15 protein-coding genes are annotated in these 24494 nt (G+C 35.9%); 5 read left to right on the forward strand and 10 right to left on the reverse strand.

The genetic code is table 11. The features are described from left to right. The 3 genes from Q0951_RS00005 to Q0951_RS00015 all read right to left on the reverse strand — a co-directional run. Nucleotides 1-2838, reverse strand: a 2838-nt coding sequence (locus tag Q0951_RS00005; RefSeq protein WP_299332597.1) for a M14 family zinc carboxypeptidase, incomplete at its 3' end; no start/stop codon positions are given. A gap of 329 nt (nt 2839-3167) precedes the next feature. After that, nucleotides 3168-7859: an immunoglobulin-like domain-containing protein gene (locus Q0951_RS00010; protein ID WP_299332600.1), complete on the reverse strand. Its 4692-nt coding sequence runs from the start codon at nt 7857-7859 to the stop codon at nt 3168-3170. Nucleotides 7860-8092: 233 nt separating this feature from the next. Then, on the reverse strand, nt 8093-10321 hold the full coding sequence (locus Q0951_RS00015; RefSeq protein ID WP_299332602.1) for a T9SS type A sorting domain-containing protein: 2229 nt from the start codon (nt 10319-10321) through the stop codon (nt 8093-8095). A 167-nt stretch (nt 10322-10488) separates the two neighbouring features. Here Q0951_RS00015 and Q0951_RS00020 point away from each other — a divergent pair, with 167 nt between their 5' ends. Continuing rightward, a complete protein-coding gene (locus tag Q0951_RS00020) occupies nt 10489-12180 on the forward strand; it encodes an ABC transporter ATP-binding protein (RefSeq protein WP_299332604.1) in 1692 nt (563 codons plus the stop codon). Between the two features lie 384 nt (nt 12181-12564). Here Q0951_RS00020 and Q0951_RS00025 read toward each other — a convergent pair whose 3' ends face one another. The 7 genes from Q0951_RS00025 to Q0951_RS00055 all read right to left on the reverse strand — a co-directional run bounded on the left by Q0951_RS00025 (nt 12565) and on the right by Q0951_RS00055 (nt 20254). After that, nucleotides 12565-13218, reverse strand: coding sequence for a CoA transferase subunit B (locus Q0951_RS00025; protein WP_299332606.1), 654 nt, complete (start codon nt 13216-13218; stop codon nt 12565-12567). A gap of 2 nt (nt 13219-13220) precedes the next feature. After that, a complete protein-coding gene (locus Q0951_RS00030; RefSeq protein WP_299332608.1) occupies nt 13221-13922 on the reverse strand; it encodes a CoA transferase subunit A in 702 nt (233 codons plus the stop codon). 123 nt (nt 13923-14045) lie between these two features. Next, nucleotides 14046-16406 (reverse strand): transglycosylase domain-containing protein, encoded by a 2361-nt coding sequence (locus Q0951_RS00035; RefSeq protein WP_299332610.1) that lies wholly within the window; start codon nt 16404-16406, stop codon nt 14046-14048. Between the two features lie 2 nt (nt 16407-16408). Next, on the reverse strand, nt 16409-16912 hold the full coding sequence (locus Q0951_RS00040; protein ID WP_299332612.1) for a gliding motility lipoprotein GldH: 504 nt from the start codon (nt 16910-16912) through the stop codon (nt 16409-16411). Next, a complete protein-coding gene (locus Q0951_RS00045) occupies nt 16899-18074 on the reverse strand; it encodes a regulatory iron-sulfur-containing complex subunit RicT (protein WP_299332614.1) in 1176 nt (391 codons plus the stop codon). Before Q0951_RS00045 ends, Q0951_RS00040 begins: the two co-directional genes overlap by 14 nt. A gap of 104 nt (nt 18075-18178) precedes the next feature. Next, nucleotides 18179-19183 carry a radical SAM protein gene (locus Q0951_RS00050; protein ID WP_299332617.1) on the reverse strand — a complete coding sequence of 335 codons (1005 nt, stop codon included), beginning with the start codon at nt 19181-19183 and terminating at the stop codon, nt 18179-18181. Beyond that, complete coding sequence (locus Q0951_RS00055; RefSeq protein ID WP_299332620.1) at nt 19184-20254, reverse strand: rhodanese-related sulfurtransferase; 1071 nt, start codon at nt 20252-20254, stop codon at nt 19184-19186. It lies immediately after the preceding gene. Between the two features lie 477 nt (nt 20255-20731). Between Q0951_RS00055 and recA the strand changes: the two genes are divergently transcribed. The 4 genes from recA (at nt 20732) to Q0951_RS00075 (ending at nt 24446) form a co-directional block, all read left to right on the forward strand. Further along, nucleotides 20732-21736, forward strand: coding sequence for a recombinase RecA (recA, locus tag Q0951_RS00060; protein WP_299332623.1), 1005 nt, complete (start codon nt 20732-20734; stop codon nt 21734-21736). 122 nt (nt 21737-21858) lie between these two features. Then, nucleotides 21859-22266 (forward strand): hypothetical protein, encoded by a 408-nt coding sequence (locus Q0951_RS00065; RefSeq protein ID WP_299332626.1) that lies wholly within the window; start codon nt 21859-21861, stop codon nt 22264-22266. A gap of 27 nt (nt 22267-22293) precedes the next feature. Continuing rightward, a complete protein-coding gene (locus Q0951_RS00070) occupies nt 22294-22836 on the forward strand; it encodes an RNA polymerase sigma factor (RefSeq protein WP_299332628.1) in 543 nt (180 codons plus the stop codon). Further along, nucleotides 22836-24446 carry a hypothetical protein gene (locus Q0951_RS00075; protein WP_299332631.1) on the forward strand — a complete coding sequence of 537 codons (1611 nt, stop codon included), beginning with the start codon at nt 22836-22838 and terminating at the stop codon, nt 24444-24446. Before Q0951_RS00070 ends, Q0951_RS00075 begins: the two co-directional genes overlap by 1 nt. The last annotated feature ends 48 nt before the right edge of the window (nt 24447-24494 follow it).

Here is a 24494-nt window from a genome sequence, read left to right on the forward strand (position 1 = left end):
ATCTGATGCTAGAGATGGTCCTGTATCAGCAGAAGGAGTAGAGTTTCCATCGCCTTCTTCTGCTTTATTGGTCCAGTCAAAATCGTCGCCTGTATCATTGGTCCAAAGACCGAAAGAACCTGCAGTTTCAAAGCTTTCAGAGTAAGGAAAAGAACTAATTGAGCTTCCAGTACAAGGCACACTACTTGGAGTTGTGAATGTTTGTGACGTAGAATATGCAGATGCTGTTGTACTACATCTTGTCGCAACTTGTACTTCGTAGTTAGTGTTTTCTGAAAGACCAATAATGTTATATGAGTTTGTTGCAATATCAGTAACTACAGTCCAGGATCCAGATCCAACTTCTCGATATCTTACATCATAAGTTGCAGAAGGTATATTATCCCATGATACAGATGCTGATGTAGGAGTTACAAGAGTTACTGCCAGATTTGAAGGAGGTGTACTATTATCGCATGGTAAAGTGACACCAATAATTTTAAAGTCATCAATAAAGAACCCATCGTTTGTAGTTGTATAATTCTCATTTACATTGAGTGCATCCGTTCTAAAGACAAATCTGATTCTCACGTCGTTAGAATTGAGTAAAGATGCATAGGTGTTATCAATGGTTATTTCTTCCATCACCCAATTGTCCATTCGATCACCATCGTATATCTGACCAGAACTATTGGCCTGAAAGTTTGCATAAGCACTACTTTTGTTATCGTGACTAGTAGTAGAACTTGTTGCATTTGGCTTTGTGTAATTTCCACAAAGTGAAATCCAACTAGAACCACCATCTGGAGATCCTAAAATTTCTACAAAGTCATAATTTCTTTCGATATCCCATTTAGAATAGAATTGAATAATGACCTCATTTGAGCCTGTAAAATCAAAACTATTGGTTGTTGTTAGAGTTTTGTTTGCATTATTAGAGTAGGTTCCTGTGCTAATAGCGTTACTTCCAGAATAGGCATCTGAAGTCGTATTGATCCATCCACCAGATTGTGTCCAACCTGTTAATCCAGAGGCATCTGGATCATGATCGAATAATAAGGTTGTAGCTGGAGTGGGTTGATAGTATTTTTCATAATTAGCTTCGTAGATAACACCATCATCATTAGATAATTGTACTTTATATTCTATTTTTTCATCAGGAGTAATTGCTGGATTTAAGTTTAATGTTGCTGTTACAGTTCTTTGTGAGAGAACAGCCATTCCAGTTTCAGTAGCAGGTGATGTGATGCTATTAATATTTGATGAAATAGGAGTTACAGTAACTGTAAAATCACTAGCGGTTTGACCGATACGTTCAATTCCGAAGTCTAAATCAGCTGTAGTACTTGTGATGTTACTTTGAGTTAAGTCGTGTAATTTTGCATACTTACCACCATAATAGGCTGTTGCAAGAGAAATACGCATAGATTGCTTAGCAATGGGTACAATGGTAGATGGTGTTGGCCAAAATCCTTGTCCGCCATGCTCAGGTGTAGTAGCAATGATACCTTGACCTGAACCAGTAGAGCCATTGTTATCAGGTGCTCCACCCATCATCCAGTCATCTGGAAGTCCATTAGATTCATAAAATATTGTAGCGCCATACAGATATCTGTTATATCTGGTCATTTCTTCATGCCATCTGTAGTACTCATCTTCACGACCAGTACTTGCTGTTGGGATACCACCATAAGGGTGAGGGACAGAGTTTGCAAATGAGTGATTCCAGACACCAGACTTGATATTTCTGGTTGTAATGAAATCGACCATGATTTGAGTTTCAGGCTCAGATTCAGGAGCTGGTCCTCTATAATTGCTAGCAGTTTGTGTTCCAGAGGAACCAATATTATTATAACCCCAGAAATAATCAAAATTTCTATTTAAGTCAACCCCTCTGTTGGTTCCAGTTCCACCTGTATTTGGTCTAAGATTTTTACGTTGTAATGCTCCACCACTTGGACTTAAAGTTTCATTCCAGCGTAAACCGTCAGGGTTCACAACTGGTACAAAATATAATTCATTGTTGTCTACAAGTTCTGTTATTGCAGGATCACTACCATAGTTCTCTATGATATACCACATAAAGTAGATGTTATTCATTAATGCACTTACTTCCCTTGAGTGAATCATTGAGGTAAATAGCATTTGAGGTTTTGAACCTTCAGCAGTTGTACTTTCATTACCTGTTATTCTTACATACCATATCGTTTCCGGATCCCAACGTGTTGATCCCACACCTGAATACGTAGCTGGTCCATTATTTTGTTGGTTAACGAAATTATTGGTTGGGTTTCCCCATGTTTTTTGTCCTGTTGAAGAGGCATTGGCTTTTTGAGAAACAATATCGAGTCCATTTGTTTGAGAAAAAGTATACATATCATCCAGCTCATCTTTCATTTCTTGAAATGTCAAACATCCAGCCATAGAACCCAGATTGAAATTTTGTGGCTCAACAAAATCTATTTCATCACATTCAGCATATTGAATGATATTGTCCATAATAACATTAGAAATAGAGGATCTTTGAGCAGCGCTTGCTTTTGCAGCTGCCAATTGAGCTCTTGCCATTGGCAGATCTCTTGCAGCTCTTTTAGAGTAAAACCGTGTAAGGTCATCTATCTCTACTGTAAACGAAACATTGTTTGCTATTAAGCTGTTGATTTCAGTTTCTGATAATTCGATGATAAGGTCTTCGCCCTCGTGTTTAGAACCACAGCTTAAATCAATACCTTGAGAGGCTATGGTATTAATGGTACTTTGATTAGGATTTGAAATTTTAATTCTTGAATGTTTGTCTTGTGCAAAAGTATGTTGCGCCGTAAATAATAAAAGCAACAGTAGATAAGTAATTCTTTTCATGAGCTAGGGATATCAGCAATTTTTGCTCAAATATATTATTTATTTTGCATTTTATCCACAAAATGCAAAAAAATCCGACTAAGCGCAATTTTGTGTGAGTAACCTTATAACATACACTAATGGTTAAAAACATAAAAATATGAGCTTTAGGACTCAAATTATAACTGACACTCATACATTACTAACTAAATAATTATCAAGTAGTTTTGAGATAAAATTTCATTTTCTACCTAAAAATAGCTTAAAAGAGTAGACTTATTTTTCGTAAGAATGCTAAATAAAAAAAGCCCAATTTTAGAATTGGGCTTTTTTTATTTAAAAGGAATTATTTATTGTTTGACAAATCGTTTAATTAGTGTTTCTCCTTCAGCCGTAAATCGTATTTGATAGACAGCTCCATCCAAACTACTAATATCAATGATATCATTCTTAACTTGTCCTTTAGCGACGAGTTGGCCTACTAAATTATAGATTTCATAAGATACTTTTGAGTAAGTAGAGTTTACATTCAAAATATCTCCTTTAACTGGGTTTGGATATAATACAATATCTTTTAAATCCATAGCTTCAGGTTTAGATGTTTCGCCTTTTGAAGTTCCGGTAGATAAGTTAATATTATCAATAGCAATATCGGCTTGCCAGGTTCCACCTGTCAATCTATTGAAACGTAACTGAACACTACCACCTGTATAAGATGATAAATCTACATTTGCAGATTGCCAAGAGTTTCCTAGGTTACCAGAACTATTCCAAATTGACACCCAACTTGAACCATCATCATTACTAGCTTCTAAATTTAAAGTCCCCATATTATTTGAGCCATACTGATGATAATTAAAACTAAAATTAGCAGACGTTTCGCTACTGAGATCAAAACAAGGCGAATTGATAATCGCACGTTTGTTAGGATAACCTGTATTATTCCCTGAAGCTTCAACATAAATATAGAACGATCCTTGAATTGCACTTGATGGTCCAGTTCCATTAGATGGTGTACCGTTAGCATCTCTTGTCCAGTTCAAATCGTCTCCAGAGGCTTGAGTCCATGCTCCAAAAGAGCTTTCAAAACCTTCAGAGTATGGGTATGACGTAATTCCTCCTGAACATCCATTGACAACAACTTCTCCTTCTATTAAACTAATATCATCAATAGCAATATCGGCTTGCCATGTGCTTCCGGTAATTCTATTGAATCGTAATTGAACACTTCCTCCAACATAGGCATCTAAATTTACATTTGCTGTTAACCATTGATTCCCTTGGTTACCTGTACTATTCCAGATAGAGGTCCAACTTGCGCCATCATCATCACTAATCTCTAAATCGATGCTTCCCATATTACTTGATCCAAACTGATGGTATTTGAAGCTAAATGTTGCTTCAGTTAATCCAGATAAGTTAAAGCAAGGAGAGTTTAAAATTGCTCGCTTATTAGGGTAGCCTGTTCCATTTCCAGAGGCTTCAACATAAACGTAGAATGAACCTTGAGCTGCACTTGATGGTCCTGTACCATTGGATGGAGTTCCATTTGCGTCTACTGTCCAATTGATATCATCAGCAGAGGATTGTGACCATCCGCCCAAAGTATTTTCAAAACCTTCTGAATATGGGAATGTAGAAATCCCACCAGAACATCCTGAAGAAGGGTCTAACACATTAACTGTTCTTGTGACTTCTGCAGCAGCATTTCCTGCTGAGTCACTAACATTGTAAAACCTTGTATAGCTCCCTGCTATTGATGTATTGACTGTTCCTGAAATAACAATACTAGATGTTAAATCCCCATCCTGGTTATCTGTTGCTGTTGCACCTTGTTCGTTGTAGGTATCTCCCACAGTCAGGTTAACGGTAGATGCTCCAATTAAGCTAATTACAGGAGGTGTTGTATCTGCAGTAACATTAACTGTTCTTGTGACTTGAATTGCACTATTCCCAGAAGAATCACTTACATTATAATTAACAGCATACGTTCCAGCTGATGATGTGTTAACTGTTCCTGAAATGACTATACTCGACGTTAAATTCCCATCATAATTATCGGTTGCAGTAGCACCTAATTCATTGTAAGTGTCTCCAACATTCAAATTAATTGTTGCGGCTCCTACTAAAGTAATTATTGGCGCAGTGGTATCGGCAACAATAACTGTTCTGGTCACTTGTACAGCAGCATTACCAGCAGCATCACTAACATTATAACTTACAACATAAGTACCAAGTACATTGGTATTGACAGTATCTCCAGCTATGACAATATTTCCAGAAATATCACCATCAACATTATCAGTTGCAGTTGCTCCAAGTTCAGTATAAGTATCTCCAGGATTTAAATTAACTGTTGAAGCACCATTTAATGTAATTACAGGAGCTTCAGTATCTGGCCCTGAACCTTGAATAATGACTGTATAATCTTCTACTTCACCATAAGTAAATGTTTCACATGGCGATGGCAGTGCATTATACTTCATGGATACTCGCATTCTGGTAGAATTTTCAACTGCACCTGCTGGAATAGTAAAACTGCCACTAACAGGAGTGGCTTGTGTATTTCCTTGAGTCCATACCTGCTCACCAGCATCGGTAAAATCACCATCTCTATTGTAATCAATCCAAACAGAATATGCTTCGTTATAAACCGTTCCTGTCCAGGTCGGAGTTACAGTTATGGTGTATTGGGCGCCTTTTGTTAACGTTGTAGAAATATTGGTAAAATCTGAATAAAATTGAGGCCCAGACGAATTGTCAATAGTATTTAATTGTACTCTGCTTATATATTCGTCATTTGTATTTGTACTGGCAGAATTGCAATAGTTCAATTGTACATCTGTAGTTGTAAATGTTACTGATGAACTAAATGCTGAGTTGCTTCCTCCAGAACACTTACTCCTTACCTGAGCTTCATATTGTGTTAGAGTTGATAGTCCTGTGATATTTGATGAGATTCCCGTAACTGCTGTAGTCGTCCAGGAAGAGGTTCCTGTTTGTCGGTATCTCAAATCGTAAGTAGCACCAGGAACGGCATCCCAAGATAATGTGGCAGTTGTTGCGGCAACATTAGACGCAGATAAACCTGTTGGTACGTTAGCATTACATACAACCTGACCAGCAATGGTAAAGTTCGAATTCGAAATATCAAAGAATATATTATTAGACCCTTTAACCATTATTCTGTTCTGATTCCCTTGATTATTTGGAACTACTATATCATGAGATCCATCGTTTGGCACACCAGATGCTAAAGCAATGGGATAAGTGTCACCTCCGTCTATCGATAGAAAAATATCTACGTTAGCCGCGTTCACTCCGTTTCCAGTAGTACCAGCAACATTCCATGTTACAGTTTGTGTAGTTCCTGCATTCCAAGTGACATTTGAATTAGGTGAATTAACTACAAATGGTCCTGCTGTTCCATTAACTGTGACCACCATATCATCACTATTATTTGTTGCTCCGCCAGCTCTATTATCTCTAACTGTCAATCTAAAATTCAAGGTTCGAGCTACATTAGGAACGGCTTCCCATTGCCAAGACGTTGCACCCGTTTTAACTGTTGATAATCTTGGAAAATATCTTTTGGTATCTGTAGTAGGGTTATATGATCGAAAAGCAACTCCTGATGTAGCATTTACATTAGGATTGGTAGTTGCTGCATTATTTTCATCATATTGTTCCCAGCAGTAGGTCAATACATCTCCAGAATCTGCATCTGTTGCAGAACCATCTAACACGAAAGCTGTACCTCTTGGTATGGTGTAGTTAGAACCTGCATTTACTGATGGCACTGCATTACCAGTACTTGTATTTGTTTGGCAGCTTCTTGTTTTTATGTAATTAGTGATTTGTTCAATAGATCTTGCATGGAAATACGGATCACTGTTTGACTGTACATCTGTTGCTCCGGTAATACCAGCATACCCCATGATTGTTGAACCACTTCCTGGCTCCATTTGAGCATTAGTCCCCTCGTTTCCGTTGAAGGTCCATGTGTGGTTTCCTCCAAATTGGTGTCCTAATTCGTGAGCGACATAATCGACATCAAATGGGTCTCCTTCAGGAGTTGTTCTGGATGTAAAAGCACTACCTTTTTGACCATTTACACAAACACAACCTATACATCCTGCATTACCATTATTTGATGCTCTGGCAAATAAATGTCCAACATCGTAATTCGATTCTCCAATCACACTAGTTAATGTAGATTGCAGTTGGCCATTATAACTTCCATTACTATATGGATCTGAATTTGCATTAGTATAAATGACATCATCGTTGTTAGCAATAAGAACCATCGTAACATTGAAATCATTCTCAAAAATTCCATTTACACGAGTCATTGTAGTATTAATTGCCGCTAATGCTAATGCCTTAGTACCTCCATGATAAGCTGTGTATTCACCTGTTGTAGATACTGCTAATCGGTAAGTTCTCAAAATACCATCATCAGCATTTCTTAGCATGATATCTCCATTATCCATTGCTTTATTCACCTTATCTGTAACAGAGCATTCAAAATCGTCTGTATAACCAATTCGGTCTGCACGTTTATAAACCGTATAAAGACTTAAATCTTCTGTAATAGGTTCCATAAATGTGGCTGGTCTGTTAGCCGACAAGCGCATACTTTGGAATCCTAAAGGCGACACACTAAATCTTATAATAGAAGACGGATCGTCTATACCTTGACCAACATAAGATCTGATGTCAGGATATCTTTCCTGAAGTTCAGGACTTAAGACTGAAGCCTCTGCTATTTTAAACCTTTCAAACTTGCCTTCATCATTTGGGAATGATAGTACAACTCCAGAAGACACATTATACAACTGTTGCCGTTGTGGCACGTTTGCCAATATTTCTTTAAGAGCATCTATATTTAATGCGTAGGTTTGTGTTTTTGGCAAGTCCTGTTTGCTTGCTTTAATTTGTTTTGAATTGTCAATGCTTTGTTTTTGCCAAAGCGATTTGCTTTGTGACATTGCAAGACTTACACTCATTATAAAAACGAGTAATAGTAATTTCTTTTTCATTTGTTGAAGGATTTAAATGGTTAACTAATAGCTAAAGAATTTCTATAAATTCAATTGAAGTTAAAAAGATTTATTTATAACAACCTCAGCATTTCTACTAAATTTTTAAACAACGTGCAATATTTGTGGTTTTTCCGTAATTAATTTTCAGATTAATCTTACGCTTATTAAATTTTATAAAAAAAGTCCAGATTTAAAATCTGGACTTTTATATATAAGCAAATGGTTAGTGTTTATTGCTTAATGAACTTCTTAGTCATTGTTTCTTCTCCATCATTGACTTCAAGGAAATACATTCCAGATTTCAGATTAGAAACATTGATCTCTTTTACTGAGTCTCCTTTCATCATTGTCTGACCTAGCATATTAATTATTCTGAATGATGCTTTGGTATTACCTGGCATTTTCACAAATAACGTATTACCTTTTACAGGGTTAGGGAAGATAGTGAAATCTTCTTCAGATTCTAAGACGTTTTCAGTTCTTGTTGTTCCTCCTAGTGCTCTAATGGTATCAACTCTTCCTGAGCCATTAATTCCTCTAATAGTCACCTGATCGATATAAACCTGATCTGCATTAGCTGATGCATCACACTGGAATCTAAACCTTGAGTTTGATGCAAAATTCACTTGTGATGAATTTAACGTTACAGTTGCAGTATAGAACGTGTTATTATTGAAATTAGTTCCGCTAGCGTATGATGCCACAGTACTGTACGATGACCCGTTGTAATAACGTAACCAGAAGTCTTCACCACTTTCCATACTATTAGCGTAGAAATAGAATTCTACTTCAACCTGATCAAATCCAGTTAAATCAAATGCTGGAGAAGTCATCGCTGATCTTGTACCAGAGTTATCTCTTAGTCTAATGGAGTAGTTTCCTTCATAAGAATTAGAACCATTATATCTGAAGCAGTCTCCACCACCATCAGACCAACCATCCCATCCTGTCTCGAAGTATCCTTCATTTAAGACAGTTGTTCCTGGTGTTGAACAAGGTGCGCAAGAAGAGCCTCCACAATCAACTCCTGTTTCATCTCCATTCTGAATGCCATCTGTACATGTTGGTGCCGGACTTCCTCCTAAACAGAAATCTGTAGCTTGAGAGCTTGTAAATGACCCTCCCGAGGCTAACACTCCTGATGCATCTGTAAGACTGTAAGATCCATTTCCATAAGAGCAGCAGATACCATCTCCATAAGCATCAGTGATTGTAAATGTGTAACATCCATCAGGTAAACATAAATCTTCAGTATATGTAGAACCATCAGCTTGATTTCCATAGGTTCCTCCAGAGGCAACAGTTTGTCCACCACTATTGGTAAGTGTCCATGCTGTTTCTTCAGGGTAATTATCAAATGTAATTGATAAGTTCACTTCGTTATCAGAGCAAGCTGTCTGGCAAGGTGCACATGATGAACCGCCACAATCAACGCCTGTTTCATCTCCATTCTGAATGCCATCAGAGCATGTTGGTGATGGTGGTGTTCCTCCTCCACATTTATCAGATAACGCTAAGCTTCTTCTTACGCCTCCAGCTTCTAAAACAGCACGCATTCTATCTTTTTGTCCTTGTGTAAATAAGTTCATACACGAGTCATTTGTGTAGTCCATATAATTTTGTACCATATCTGTAGAACCACAAGAGACTTGTCCAATTGGGCACCCACCATTGGACGTTTGGTGAGTTGGTGTATCTGCTACAAAATCATTTCCACAATTAGAATCACCCCAAATATGACGCAAGTTAAAAAAGTGTCCTACTTCGTGAGTTGTTGTTCTTCCTAAGTCGAAAGGCGCAGATAAATAAAAACCAGATCCTTTTGCTGAGCTACCAAAATACTGCGGCCCCATAACTACTCCATCTGTAGCTGCACTACCTCCAGGAAATTGAGCATAACCCAAAATTCCTCCACCAATATTACAAACCCACATATTCAAATATTGGCTGGTATCCCAAGGGTCTACACCACCTTGAGCACTACTCTTCATGGCATCATTAGTTCCCCAGCTAGTTCTTGTTGTAGATTTTCTTGTAATACCTGTTGTAGCATTACCATTCTCATCTACAGAAGCAAGACAAAACTCAATCTCCATATCTGCAGCTTGAGACCAAGCGTTATCAGCATCTGCATTAGTACGTCTGAAATCTTCATTTAAAACATCTATTTGAGATTGTATTTGTGCATCACTAATATTCTCCTGACTGGTTCTGTATATAACATGAACTACTACTGGAATAGTAATAATATTACCATCAACTCTATTCATTTGCATCTCTTGAATCTTATTTTGAGTAAAAGCTTCAATGCGTTGCATTCGTTTTTCTAAGTCTGGGTCTTGTTGTTTTCTAAATTCTAAATTCTCCATCACTCCACAATTTCGGTCAAGTTGGTCTTGAGCAAAAACGGAAATCACTGAAAGAAAGCACAATAGTGTTAATGTAATTGTTTTTTTCATGTTAATTGTTTAATAAATTAGTAATAGTTTTGAATTTTCGATCGTGAAAGTATTAAAATTTTGTTAATATCAAAATTTTACTCAAACGTTTTCGTTGAAGTGCATTCATAAAAAAAATGGTTACGGTTTTTCCGTAATTCAATCACAGAAAATGACTACATTTACTCATGCAGAAGTCTAAATTACTCAACGTAAAAAACCTATCGATCTCATTTTTTTCAGAAGGTGTTGAAAATGAAATTATTCATGATATTTCTTTTCATTTATACCCAAATGAAATATTAGGTGTTGTGGGTGAATCTGGTTCAGGAAAGTCTGTATCCTCTTTAGCGCTTTTAGGTTTACTTCCGAAGCACATTTCAAAAATAACTAAAGGCTCTATTCTTTTTAATGAACATGATCTAACGACACTTAATCCTAAAGCCTTCCAAAATATAAGAGGAAAGGATATTGCCATGATTTTTCAGGAACCAATGAGTTCTTTAAATCCTTCAATGACCTGTGGAAATCAAGTCCTCGAAATTTTGCTACAACATACAAGCCTATCCAAATCTGAGGCTAAAACGGAAACCTTATCCTTATTTGATAAAGTCAAGCTTCCTCAGCCAGAACGTATTTATAAAGCTTATCCTCATGAAATTTCTGGCGGACAAAAACAACGTGTCATGATTGCTATGGCTATAGCTTGCAAACCAAAAATTTTAATTGCAGACGAACCTACAACAGCTTTAGACGTCACTGTTCAAAAGGAGATCATTGTATTGCTCAAACAACTCCAAAAGGAAGAACAAATGAGCATTATTTTTATTTCACATGATTTGTCTTTGGTTTCTGAAATAGCCAATCGTATTATAGTAATGTATAAAGGCGCTATTGTAGAGCAAGGTGATGCTTCACAAATTTTTAAATCTCCTGAGGAATTGTATACAAAAGCTTTGATTAATTCGAGACCTTCAATGGATACCAGATTAAAACAATTGCCAACCATTGACGACTTTATTAACAATACAGCAAAAACAGAAGTTATCACGAAAGCTGAACGTGAAGAAAAACACAAAACTATTTATGCTCAGGAACCGCTTCTGGAAGTTATTGATTTGGAAAAAGAATACGTTTCAAAATCGGGATGGTTATCCAAGCCAGAATCTTTTAAAGCTGTTGATCAAGTGTCTTTCAAATTATATCAAGGCGAAACCCTAGGTTTAGTAGGTGAGTCTGGATGTGGTAAATCAACATTATCAAATGCTATTTTACAATTAGACAAAGCCACAGCTGGAGCAATTTTATATAAAGGAAATGATATTACAAAGCTCTCCAATTCTAAAATAAGACAACTTAGAAAAGACATACAAATCATATTTCAAGATCCATATGCATCTTTAAACCCTAGGCTTACAGTTGGTAACGCGATTATGGAACCTATGAAAGTTCATGGTATTGGATCTTCAGATGAAGATAGAGCTTCCAAAGTTGCTGACTTGTTACTAAAAGTAGGATTAGACGACACTTATTTTAATCGTTATCCTCATGAATTTTCTGGTGGACAACGTCAACGCATTGGTATTGCCAGAGCAATTGCTTTAGAACCTCAACTTATTATATGTGATGAATCGGTTTCGGCATTGGACATTTCGGTTCAGGCTCAGGTTTTAAATCTATTGAATGCATTAAAAGAAAATTATGGGTTTACCTACATATTCATTTCACACGATCTGGCCGTAGTTAAATATATGTCTGATCAATTAATTGTTATGAATAAAGGTAAGATTGAAGAACTAGATGATGCAGATCGTATCTATAACAGTCCGCAAAGAGAATACACTAAAAAACTTATTCATGCCATTCCAAAAGGATTATAGCATGAATATTTTTTTAGTTAGAGTTAAGATATTTTTGAGCAATCTTAATGTGTTTTGAAAACCAGCGATAAGCTTGTTTTCTGTAGGTGTAGGTTTTGGTAGATTTGGGGCAAAAAAGTTCATTCGGTTAAAATTTATGATAGATTTGGGGCAAATCATAAATGTTAGTAAATAATAAATTTGGTTATTTCGATTTGGTTTCACGAATATGAAACTTATTTTTAATTTATCAGTTTAAATACACAATAAATCGATGAAATGCATATAATTTTAACATTTTAAGGGCTTAAATTAGAATTTTCTTACAAAATATTACTTCTTTTAATGTCCAGAAATAAAAAAAGCCACTCGTTAAAGTGGCATTATTTTTATCTATTAATTGAATTATAAATTCATTTCTGGGATATCACCATCAACAATTAAAGTGCCTTCAGTGGCGTTTTGAATATCTTCAACCGAAACACCAGGAGCACGCTCTAATAATTTAAACCCCTTCTTAGTAACTTCCATAACAGCAAGATTAGTGACTACTTTCTTAACACAACCAACACCTGTTAATGGCAATGAGCATCTCTTTAATAATTTAGAAGCTCCAGCTCGATTAGTATGCATCATAGCTACGATAATATTTTCGGCACTGGCAACAAGATCCATAGCGCCACCCATACCTTTAACCATCTTTCCTGGTATTTTCCAATTGGCAATATCTCCATTTTCAGAAACTTCCATCGCACCAAGAATTGTCAAATCAACGTGCTGTCCTCGAATCATAGAAAAACTGGTGGCTGAGTCAAAGAAACTAGCGCCTGGCAATGTCGTTATGGTTTGTTTTCCTGCATTAATAATATCTGCATCTTCTTCCCCTTCAAAAGGAAATGGTCCCATTCCAAGCACGCCATTTTCACTTTGAAACTCTACCTCGATATCGTCTCGTACATAGTTAGCTACTAAAGTAGGTATTCCAATACCAAGATTTACGTAGTAACCATCTCGAACTTCCTTGGCAATGCGTTTTGCAATTCCGTTTTTATCTAACATAATTAATCTCTTTGTCTCACTGTTCGTTGTTCTATTCTTTTTTCGTAGCGTTCTCCTTGAAAGATCCGCTTTACAAATATCCCTGGAATATGGATTTGATTTGGATCTAATGTCCCAACAGGCACCAACTCTTCCACTTCAGCAACTGTAATTTTCGCAGCCCCACACATATTAGGATTGAAATTACGAGCTGTACCTTTAAATATTAAGTTACCTGCCTCATCACCTTTCCACGCTTTTACAAAGGCAAAATCTGCTTTGAATGCGTATTCTAATACATACATTTTACCATCAAATTCTCGCGTTTCTTTACCTTCTGCAACTTCGGTACCATATCCAGCAGGTGTGTAGATTGCAGGAAAACCAGCTTGTGCAGCTCGGCATCGTTCGGCAAGTGTTCCTTGTGGGATTAACTCTACATCCAACTCACCAGATAACATCTGACGTTCAAATTCGTCGTTTTCACCAACGTAGGAAGAGGTCATCTTATCAATTTGCTTTCCTTGTAATAGTAAACCCAAACCAAAATCGTCTACACCTGCATTATTAGAAATACATTTAAGACCTTTAACGCCAAGGCGTACTAATTCTGCAATAGAATTTTCTGGTATTCCTGAAAGACCAAAACCACCAAACATAAAGGTCATATTATCTTTTACACCTTCTAGTGCGTCTTGAACATTAGCTACTTTTTTACTAATCATTTGTATTTATTTTAGCATTGGAAATTTACGAAATAAAAAAGCCATTCAAAAGTGAATGGCTTGAGATTTTTATACCTTTAAAGCACAGGCATGAGATTCCTCGTGCCTCGGAATGACAAACTCTTAAAAGTCGATAACGTCATCTAGCACATCGCTAGGACCTGTACCATCATCTCCATTGCCTTTCCATTTATCACAATCCACTTCTATAGATAGATTATTAGGTTTTTCAAAATTACCTTTAGAAACCCCTAGTTCTTCATCGGCATAACAGGCTTTCATATACAAGCCCCAAATTGGCAAGGCCATAGAAGCTCCTTGTCCATAATCTATGGTTTTAAAATGTGCTGCTCTATCTTCTGCACCAACCCAAACACCTGTAACTAAATTTGGCACCATTCCCATAAACCATCCATCCGATTGGTTTTGAGTGGTTCCAGTTTTTCCAGCTATAGGATTATTTAGCTCGTAAGGATAACCCGTAATAATTTCTTTATACAAGGTTTGACTTGCTCTCCAACTCCCTCTTAGTCGACTACCAGACCCAGACTCTACAACACCTTGCATTAAATTTACAGTAGTATAGGCCACCTCAGCACTCAAAACGTCTTTAGTTTCTGGTGTAAACTGGTATAATACTGTTCCGTTCTTATCTTCTATACGTGTCACCATTACTGGTTTATTATACACTCCTTTATTAGCAAATGTTGCATAGGCTGCAACCATTTCATATACACTAATATCAGGTGTACCTAATGCAATTGCTGGAACTGGAGGAATTTCAGATTCGATCCCTAAATTTTTAGCCATGTCAACGACAGGCTCTGGACCTACTTTATCCATTAATCTTGCTGTAGCTGTATTTACTGAATTTCCTAGTGCAGCCTTTAAAGTTAAGAATCCATCATAACGACCGGAAGAGTTTTTAGCCGTCCATGGTTCTGGATTCCCATACTTTCCTGCTTCGATTGTAATTTGTTGTCTAGGAATAGTATCGCAAGGCGATAAGTGTAATTGATCAATTGCTGTGGCATATACAAAAGGCTTGAATGTAGAACCTACCTGACGCTTTCCTTGCTTAACATGATCATACTGAAAGTGTCTGTAATTCATACCACCAACCCAGGCTTTTACATGTCCAGTTTGTGGATCCATAGACATCATACCAGGTTGTAAGAACGACTTATAATAACGCATAGAATCAATAGGTTTCATAACCGTATCGATTTCACTTGGTTGTCCATCTTTCCAAGCAAAAATGCGCATTTGTACTGGGTTATTAAATGATGCTCTTATTTCTTTTTCAGACTTGCCTGCAGCTTTCATCTTTCGCCAACGTTCAGAACGCGGCATACTTTTTTGCATTAAATCCTCAATCTCATCTTTATCTAATTCTAAAAATGGTGCTGTTGGATTTCGCTTAGGCGTGTTCTGATTATCAAATTCTGCTTGAAGTCGAGGCATATGAAGTGCTACAGCGTCTTCAGCATATTTTTGCATTCTAGAATCTATAGTTGTGTAAATCTTGAGTCCGTCATTATACAAGTTATATTTTGAACCATCTGGTTTTGGGTTGTTTTTAATCCACTGTTTCATAAACTTATCAAGATAGGCTCTAAAATAGGTTGCTGTACCTTCACGATGAGACTCTGGTGAAAAGTTTAAATCTAATTCTGTGTCTTGAAGACTATCTTTAGTGACTTCTGAAATGTACTCGTATTTGTACATTTGAGCCAAAACAACATTTCGTCTATTCTTTACTCCAACAGGGTTTCGGGATGGAATTGGGTTGTACAAAGAAGAGTTTTTAAACATCCCAACCAGCATGGCAGATTCTTTCAGATTGAGATCTTTTGGTTCTTTTCCGAAGTAGATACGAGATGCACTTCTAATCCCATCGGCATTATTTCCGAAGTCATAAATATTGAAGTACATGGCAATGATTTCCTCTTTTGTGTACTGACGTTCCAAACGAATAGCAATCACCCATTCTCTTACCTTTTGAAACAAACGTTGAAATTTATTTGAAGAGACCTGCTTTGTAAATAATTGTTTTGCCAATTGCTGAGAGATTGTACTGGCTCCTCCTCCTCTTCCAAATTTTGAAATGGCTCTCATAGTACCTCTGAAATCGATACCTGAGTGATCGTAATATCGGATATCTTCAGTAGCTACTAAGGCGTCTACCAATTGTTTTGGTAACTCTTCATAATCTACAGGAGTTCTATTATCATCTAGATAAAACTTTCCTAGGGTTTTATTATCTGAAGAGATGATCTCTGTTGCTAAAAACGTTTTTGGGTTTTCTAAAATGGTATGGTCAGGCATATCGCCTAAAAGACCCCATGATGCTAAAAGGAACAAAGAAAAGAAAGCGATAACGCCTCCTGCGAAGATCATCCAAAATCGTCTGATATATTTTGAGAAATCCTGAACTGATTTCTTTGGAGCAGGTTTCTTTTTTGCTACTGTTTTTTTTGCCATAATCAATTTGTTTGCGAATGCTCTATTCTAAAACCGACATCTGTGATGCCTTCTAATTTATCAATGCCATCAACACTCCCGTTCTGTCTCATAGCATGTTGTATGTTAACGGTATACTCTCCAGATTCATCAAAAACGAAAGGTTCATCGTAACCTTTATACCATAATTTATTTTCTTTTACATCGGTAAACCCTGTACCTAGGAATGTGCCGTCAGGATTTGCCATTTTGTATTCTAATGTATCTTTTAATGTCTTTCCGTTAGGATAGTTAAGCTCTACGATTAGAAACAAATTACTGTACTTATAATCTTCTGTATTTCTTAAGTTAACAAACAAACCATAAGCGTTTGTTGTGTCTGGAGGTGTTATCTTAAACTCAACTTTACTGTCTTTGTCCCATTGACCTGGTACCGACTTATATTCATCAAATACACGATTAGAATCACAAGAGATCATTGTGATCAGAAAAAGTAAACAAATGAACCAATACTTATTTCTTTGCATTGTTATTATTTTGTTTATGACGTCGTCTTTGTTTCCCTCTATTATTTTTACGTTTGTTTTTTCGTTTTGGATTATCAAAGCGTGTTAAACTATCTTGACCAACAACGTTTTCAAATTCAGTTTTAGTATCTTCAATGAGCTGAGATGCATATTCTTCGAGACTGGCTACTTTTTCTTTTCGCTTATTTTTTTCTATAATCTCATTGGCTTGGTCAGTGGTAAGTTTATGCCAATTCATCCATTCGCCTTCATAGGCATACCACATATGTCCTTTGAAAATATCAGTCTTTTGACACACCGCTTTACCCTTTTCGGTATATAATCTAGTTTCGGTTTTTGGAAATGCTTTAAGCGCATCTAGATAAGCATCTAACTCGTAGTTAAGACAACATTTAAGTTTACCACATTGACCTGCTAATTTTAAAGGGTTTAACGATAGTTGCTGATAACGCGCTGCAGAAGTACTTACCGATCTAAAATCGGTTAACCATGTAGAACAGCATAATTCTCTTCCACAGGAACCAATACCTCCAAGTCGTGCAGCTTCCTGACGAAATCCAACTTGTTTCATTTCGATACGTGTTCTGAACTCACGAGCAAAAACCTTGATCAATTCTCTAAAATCAACACGCTCCTCTGCAGTGTAATAAAACGTGGCTTTACTAGCATCGCCTTGATACTCTATATCTGAGATCTTCATTTTAAGCTTTAGGTCAATAGCAAACTGTCGTGCTTTAACCTTCATCGGCTCTTCTTTATCTCTTGCAGCAGACCAAATATCGATATCTTTCTGACTTGCCTTCCGATAGATCTTCATGACGGTTTCTTCATCATCAATGTTGATCTTTTTTCGTTTCATTTGAACTCTTACCAATTCACCAGTAAGGGTAACCATACCAATATCATGACCAGATTTGGCTTGGGTAGCGACGATGTCTCCTATACTTAATGTAAGATTTTCGGTGTTCTTATAATATTGTTTACGTCCGTTTTTAAAACGAACTTCAACACCTTTAAATGGTTCTTGTCCTTGTGGTAACGACATATTGGCCAACCAATCAAAAACAGTAAGTTTATTGCAGCTATCTGTACCGCAAGTCCCATTGTTTTTGCATCCTTTTGGTTGTCCATCCTTTCCGGTTGAGCAACTGTTACAACTCATGTATTTTATATATAATCCGATAACTCAATCAGTTACCGAATGACGATTAATATTATTTTCAAACGTAAAGATAACATTAATATAATGACTTAGAAAGACATTAACTAATTAAACTCTATCTCGTAGTTCAATCTATTGGATAGGGTTTTTAATTCTTTTTTAGACTTGAATATATTACTGAATAATTGTTTGCTCCATCCTATTTCAGTTGAATATTCATTAAACGTTTGTTCTCTCCATTTGAAACCTTCTTTCCAAAATTTATTTGGCGAAATGTAACAGAATGTATAATCGAAAATTAAACTCGACTGATTGTCGTTAGTGAGTTCAGACAAACTGTTTGGTGCTAACAATACAATACTATTTTGCTTGCATGTTTCTCTTATGGAGTGTATGAGCTGAGGATAATCATCAGTTAATATTGAAATATCAAAATCATTATACTCGGTATTACCAATTTTCTGAATTGGTCGTATTTGGAGAATATCAAAACTTTCAGCATTGAAGTGATTAAAGAAGTCTTTTAATTCGTAAAAATTATCCTTGTTGAAGGTATAATTGATCCTGACTTTAAAATCGTAGTGTTTCTTTAGTTTGGCAAAAGCTTTGAAAGCATTATGAAATTTCTCATAACTGGCTTTTTTCATGAAGCTTTCATAACTCTCCTTAGTAACGCCATGCAGTGATATGGTAAACTCATTAAGCCCAGCTTTTAGTAAGGCTTCAATCTTATCTTCGGCAAGAAGGTTTGCATTAGTTGTGATTGAAATATAAGGCACTTTATATTGCTTTCCTAATTCCACAACTTTAACCAGATTTTTATACAACGTAGGTTCTGTGCCACAGCCTATCTGAAGTTTTAAAGCTCTTTTAAAAATAGACTTTGCCACCAATTCCAAATCCTCGTCATTAAATTGCCCTTTTAAGGTTTTAACATAATCTGCGTCTGTAAAATAACACATTTTACAGCGCAGATTACATGCCATGACAGGATCTAAATTGACTGCCAGATAGCGTTTATTAAACTTATGCAACAGGTAAAGTCCGAGAAATTTAATTCTATGGCTTTTAATTTTTCTGTTAAGCTGCAAAAGTTTATATATGTTCATTTAGACTGTTTTGTGTAACGTCTCAAAAATATTTCTCAAATCCTTTTTATACGGTAAGTGATCTGCTCGTCCTTTTTTAAATATGTCATTGCTATTCCCTTGTCCTTTACGCAGAGCTTTTTGTTCTTCGTAAGGCAGTCTATTGATTTCCATGCAATTGGTAGAACAACAGTTTTCCATTAGTTCTTTACACTCGTCACACTGAATAAACAATAAGTGACATGCCTCATTTGCGCAATTGGTATGCATATCAGCAGGTTTACCACATTGATGACAATTAGCAATGATATCATCGCTTATACGTTCTGAACGACGCTGGTCAAAAACAAAGTTTTTTCCTAAGAACTTGTTTTCAAGTCCGTTAGCTTCAATCTGTCTAACATAATTAATGATTCCACCTTCTAATTGAAACACATTTTTAAAACCTTTATGCTTATAGTATGCACTTGCTTTCTCACAACGAATTCCACCAGTACAATACATCACTAAATTTTTATCTTCTTTGTGTTCTTTCAGGTCTTCTTCAATTAAATCTAAAGATTCTCTAAAGGTGTCAACATCCGGTGTTACTGCATTTTTAAAATGACCAATTTCACTTTCGTAGTGATTTCTCATATCTACAAGAACCGTATTAGGGTCTTCAATAAGTTCATTGAATCTTTCGGCACCAACATGAACGCCTTTATTAGTCACATCAAAGGTGTCGTCATTTAAACCATCTGCCACAATCTTATGACGCACTTTAACCTTCAACTTTAAAAAGGCATAATTATCATGCTCTACAGCAATGTTGAGTCTCACATTCTCTAAAAATGTAATCGTGTCTAAATGATTTTTAAATGACTCAAAGTTATCTGCAGGCACAGAGAGTTGCGCATTAATTCCTTCTTTGGCTACATAGATTCGACCTAAGACCTCTAATTCATCCCATGCTAAAAACATGTGGTTTCTAAAAATTTCGGTGTTACCAATTTTGGCGTACTTGTAGAAAGAGATTGTTAAGCGTTCTTTTCCCGCTTTTTTAATAAGTTCTGCTCTTTCCTTAGCACTTAAGTTATTGTACAGTTGCATGCTATACTAATTTTAAGGTTAAAGAATATTTTTACATCTAGGCCAATAAGCTGATGTATCTAGGTGCAAAGGTATTCTTTTTGGCAGAATATCAAACTGTTGCAATAAAAAAGCCCTTTAGTTTGACTAAAGGGCTTTTTTGAGGACTAACTCGTTATTAATATTTTTAAAATGTTTGTCTTAAAAATACATAGCGAGTTATCCACCATCGGCTTTACAGTTGCTGTTTACGTTTACAGCTCCTGAAACACCTAATACTTTGTTAAAAATAATTTTTCTAAAAAAACGCATTCCTCTGTAAGAATTTGAATTTTGGATAAGCCAGTTAAGGCTTGGTTATCATAGCAAGATTTCCCAATCTCAATTAGTAGATGCAAAAAGTTTAAAAAGGTTGCGTCATACTCCAAAAAAAATTAAAAGATGTTGTATTTTAGCTATCCGCTTCAAACAAATATTCAATTAAAATTATTCAGATCGATGAGCAGTGAAAAAGACGCAAAATTAAAAGCACTTAAATTAACTTTAGATAAACTAGACAAGGCCTACGGTAAGGGAACTGTTATGAAAATGAGCGACCAAGCAGTCGTGGATGTAGATGCTATTTCTTCAGGATCTTTAGGACTAGATATTGCCTTAGGCGTAGGCGGTTATCCAAGAGGTAGAGTTATAGAAATATACGGACCAGAATCTTCTGGTAAGACCACATTAACGCTTCATGCCATTGCTGAGGCTCAAAAAGCAGGAGGTATTGCTGCATTTATTGATGCTGAGCATGCTTTTGATCGTTTTTATGCTGAAAAATTAGGAGTAGATATTGACAACCTTATTATCTCACAACCTGACAATGGAGAACAAGCTTTAGAAATTGCAGATAATTTAATCCGTTCTGGAGCTATTGATATCGTGGTCATAGATTCAGTTGCTGCTTTAACTCCGAAAAGCGAAATTGAAGGAGAAATGGGTGACTCAAAAATGGGATTACATGCCAGATTAATGTCACAAGCCTTAAGAAAATTAACAGGATCTATCAGTAAAACCAATTGTACTGTAATCTTCATTAACCAGTTACGTGAAAAAATTGGAGTGATGTTTGGTAATCCAGAAACAACTACAGGAGGAAATGCTCTTAAATTTTATGCTTCTGTTCGATTAGATATCAGACGTTCTACACAAATTAAAGAGACCGATGGTACAGTAGCTGGAAATAAAACCAGAGTCAAGGTGGTTAAGAACAAAGTAGCTCCTCCTTTCAAAACTTGCGAATTTGATATCATGTATGGAGAAGGGATCTCTAAAGTTGGAGAAATCTTAGATGTTGCTGTAGAACATGAGATCATTAAGAAGAGTGGTTCCTGGTTCAGCTATGGAGACACGAAACTGGGTCAAGGTAGAGACGCTGTAAAATCATTAATAAAAGACAATCCAGAATTAATGGACGAACTTGAAGAAAAAGTTCGCGCAATTATCAATTCGGAGGACTAAAAATCAACACTTTAACTAAAAAATCCCAAGTTTTGGGATTTTTTTTGTTTTTAGACGCAACCTTTTTATATGTTGTGCATCTATTAATTGAAATATCTTGTATTTCTTAATTAAACATGAATATGAAGAAGATACTATTATTATGTTTTGTAATGTGTTCATTGCTATCATGCAATATTAGTGATGACAACCCAAATTACATTGTTGAAGCACTACCAATTGATAGTGTAGACCTACCAGACACTTTTGTTTTTGGACAGACGCATGAAATTACCTTAACCTACACAAAACCATCTGGTTGTTATCTGTTTAACAATTTATTGTATGAAATAGATGAAAATCAGCGTGATGTTGCTGTAATTGCTGCTTTTTTCCCTGATGAAGTTTGCGATCAAACACCAATTGTGGAAGAGTTTACTTTCAATTTTAAAGTAACATCAACAGAAAGCTACACTTTTAGATTTTGGACAGGAGGAGATGAAAATGGAGTAGACACCTATCTTATTGTAGAAGTGCCAGTAGAAGATTAAAAACTAAACTAACTAAATTAAAATCATGTGAGTTTAGAACAACTCATAGAGCGATGTAAAAAAAATGATGCTCAAGCACAAAGTCAACTATATAAGCTATATGCGAGTAAACTGTTTTCGATTTGCTTGAAGTATTCGCGTAATTATGCAGAAGCAGAAGATAATTTGCAAGACGCATATATTACCATTTTTAAAAAGATTGAACAATTTAAAAGTCAGGGATCGTTTGAAGGTTGGATGAAACGAATTACCATCAACACAGCGTTACAACGCTACAGAAGTGCTGGTATTTTTGACATTATTAATGAAGATCAAATTGAAGATGTCACTGTAGAAGTAGATGACGATAATTTAAGTATTGATTATTTACTTGGCATCATTCAAGAATTACCAGACCGTTACAGGTTGGTATTTAATTTATATGCCTTAGACGATTATTCGCATAAGGAAATTGCAAGTCTGTTGGACATTTCAACAGGTACATCAAAATCAAATTTAGCACGTGCTAGAATGATTTTGAAAGATAAAATAGAACAATACAAAGCGAGACCCAACTCGCAAAGTTTATAATGAGTGAAAAAAAACATATAGACAAGCTTTTTAAAGAGCAACTTAAAGATTTTGAAGTTGCTCCTAAAGATCATGTCTGGGAACATATAGAGCGTAAGCTTCACCAAGACAAGCGTAAGAAACGTCGAGTAATTCCTATCTGGTGGCAAATTGCTGGTGTTGCTGCAGTATTAGCCTTGCTCTTTACTGTAGGAAATACATTTTTTAATAATAATACTCAGAATTCAACAGATACCGAGATTGTTGATACTGAAAAGTCTGACACTAAAACTTCTAAAGATTTAGATTCAACAACTAAAACAAACATTTCTGATACTCACACTTCCAAAAATAAAAAGTCGTCAGTTGCAGAGCAAAACACTTCAGAAGATTCTACAGATAGTGTTTCTGAAAACGATTTGACAACCACTGAATCCTCTAACAAAAACAATACAGTAGTATCCTCTGATAATTCTGATAATAAGGATGATAATGGTCATCATGACAACAAGGAAGACCAGAAAAAACAATCGATAATCAGAAACAAATCGCAACAAAAAAATGCTGTCGTAAACAACGAGTCTAGTTTTCCGAAAGATAAAAAAGACACTCCCAATACTAACACAGCACAAAACAACGCTGTTGCTACACAAACCAATAAGGATAAATCAAACACCAATGATATCCAAAATGACATCAATAAGGAACAATCCGAAATTGACAAACTCATAAAAGACACGAAACAAGGAAACAACACAAAAATAGCTACATCTAATACTTCAGAAAAAGATAATGCTACTTCAGTTATAGACTCAACAAAAGCTAACAATCTTATAAAGGATAAAAATGCTATTGATGAAGCCATTGCTGAAGCTGAAAAAAACAAGGATTCTACCACTGATGAATCATTGAAAAAACGTTGGAGTCTTGCTCCAAATGTAGCGCCTGTTTATTTTAATACGCTAGGAAAAGGATCGTCTTTGGATAATCAGTTCGTAGATAATGAAAAAGAAGGAAGTGTGAACGTGAGCTATGGTATTAGAGGTAGTTATGCAATCAATAAAAAATTAAAAATCAGAGCAGGTGTCAATAAAGTTGATCTCGGATATTCAACCAATAATATTTTTGTATTTGATGGTACCTCTGGTTCTGGAGCCAGAATGCCAATGCAAAACGTGAAATTGCATGACACGCTTAATACAAACTCTTATGTAAGTGCTGATAATTTTAGTTTTACTACTGGTCCGCAATTTTTATTTACCAAAGAACAAGGATCCATTGATCAGCAACTAGGCTTTATTGAAGTCCCAATAGAACTTGAATACAGCTTAATAGATAAGAAGTTTGGTTTAAACCTTATTGGTGGTTTCAGCACGCTGTTTTTAAGTAACAACGAAATTTATTCTGTTCAAAGCAATGGTGACAGAACATTTTTAGGAGAAGCAACAAATATTAAAGATATGAGTTACAGTGCCAACTTTGGAATTGGTGTTAACTACAACATATCAAAACAATTACGATTTAATCTTGAACCAACGTTCAAGTATCAAATTAACACCTTTAGTGATACGTCTGGTGATTTTCAACCATTCTTCATTGGTGTTTATACAGGACTTAGTTTTAAGTTTTAGGTTTTTTAGTTGGTTAGATAGTTATTGCAAACTTAATATGCAATGATG

The organism is uncultured Psychroserpens sp., from assembly GCF_947501425.1.
Lineage (GTDB): Bacteria > Bacteroidota > Bacteroidia > Flavobacteriales > Flavobacteriaceae > Psychroserpens.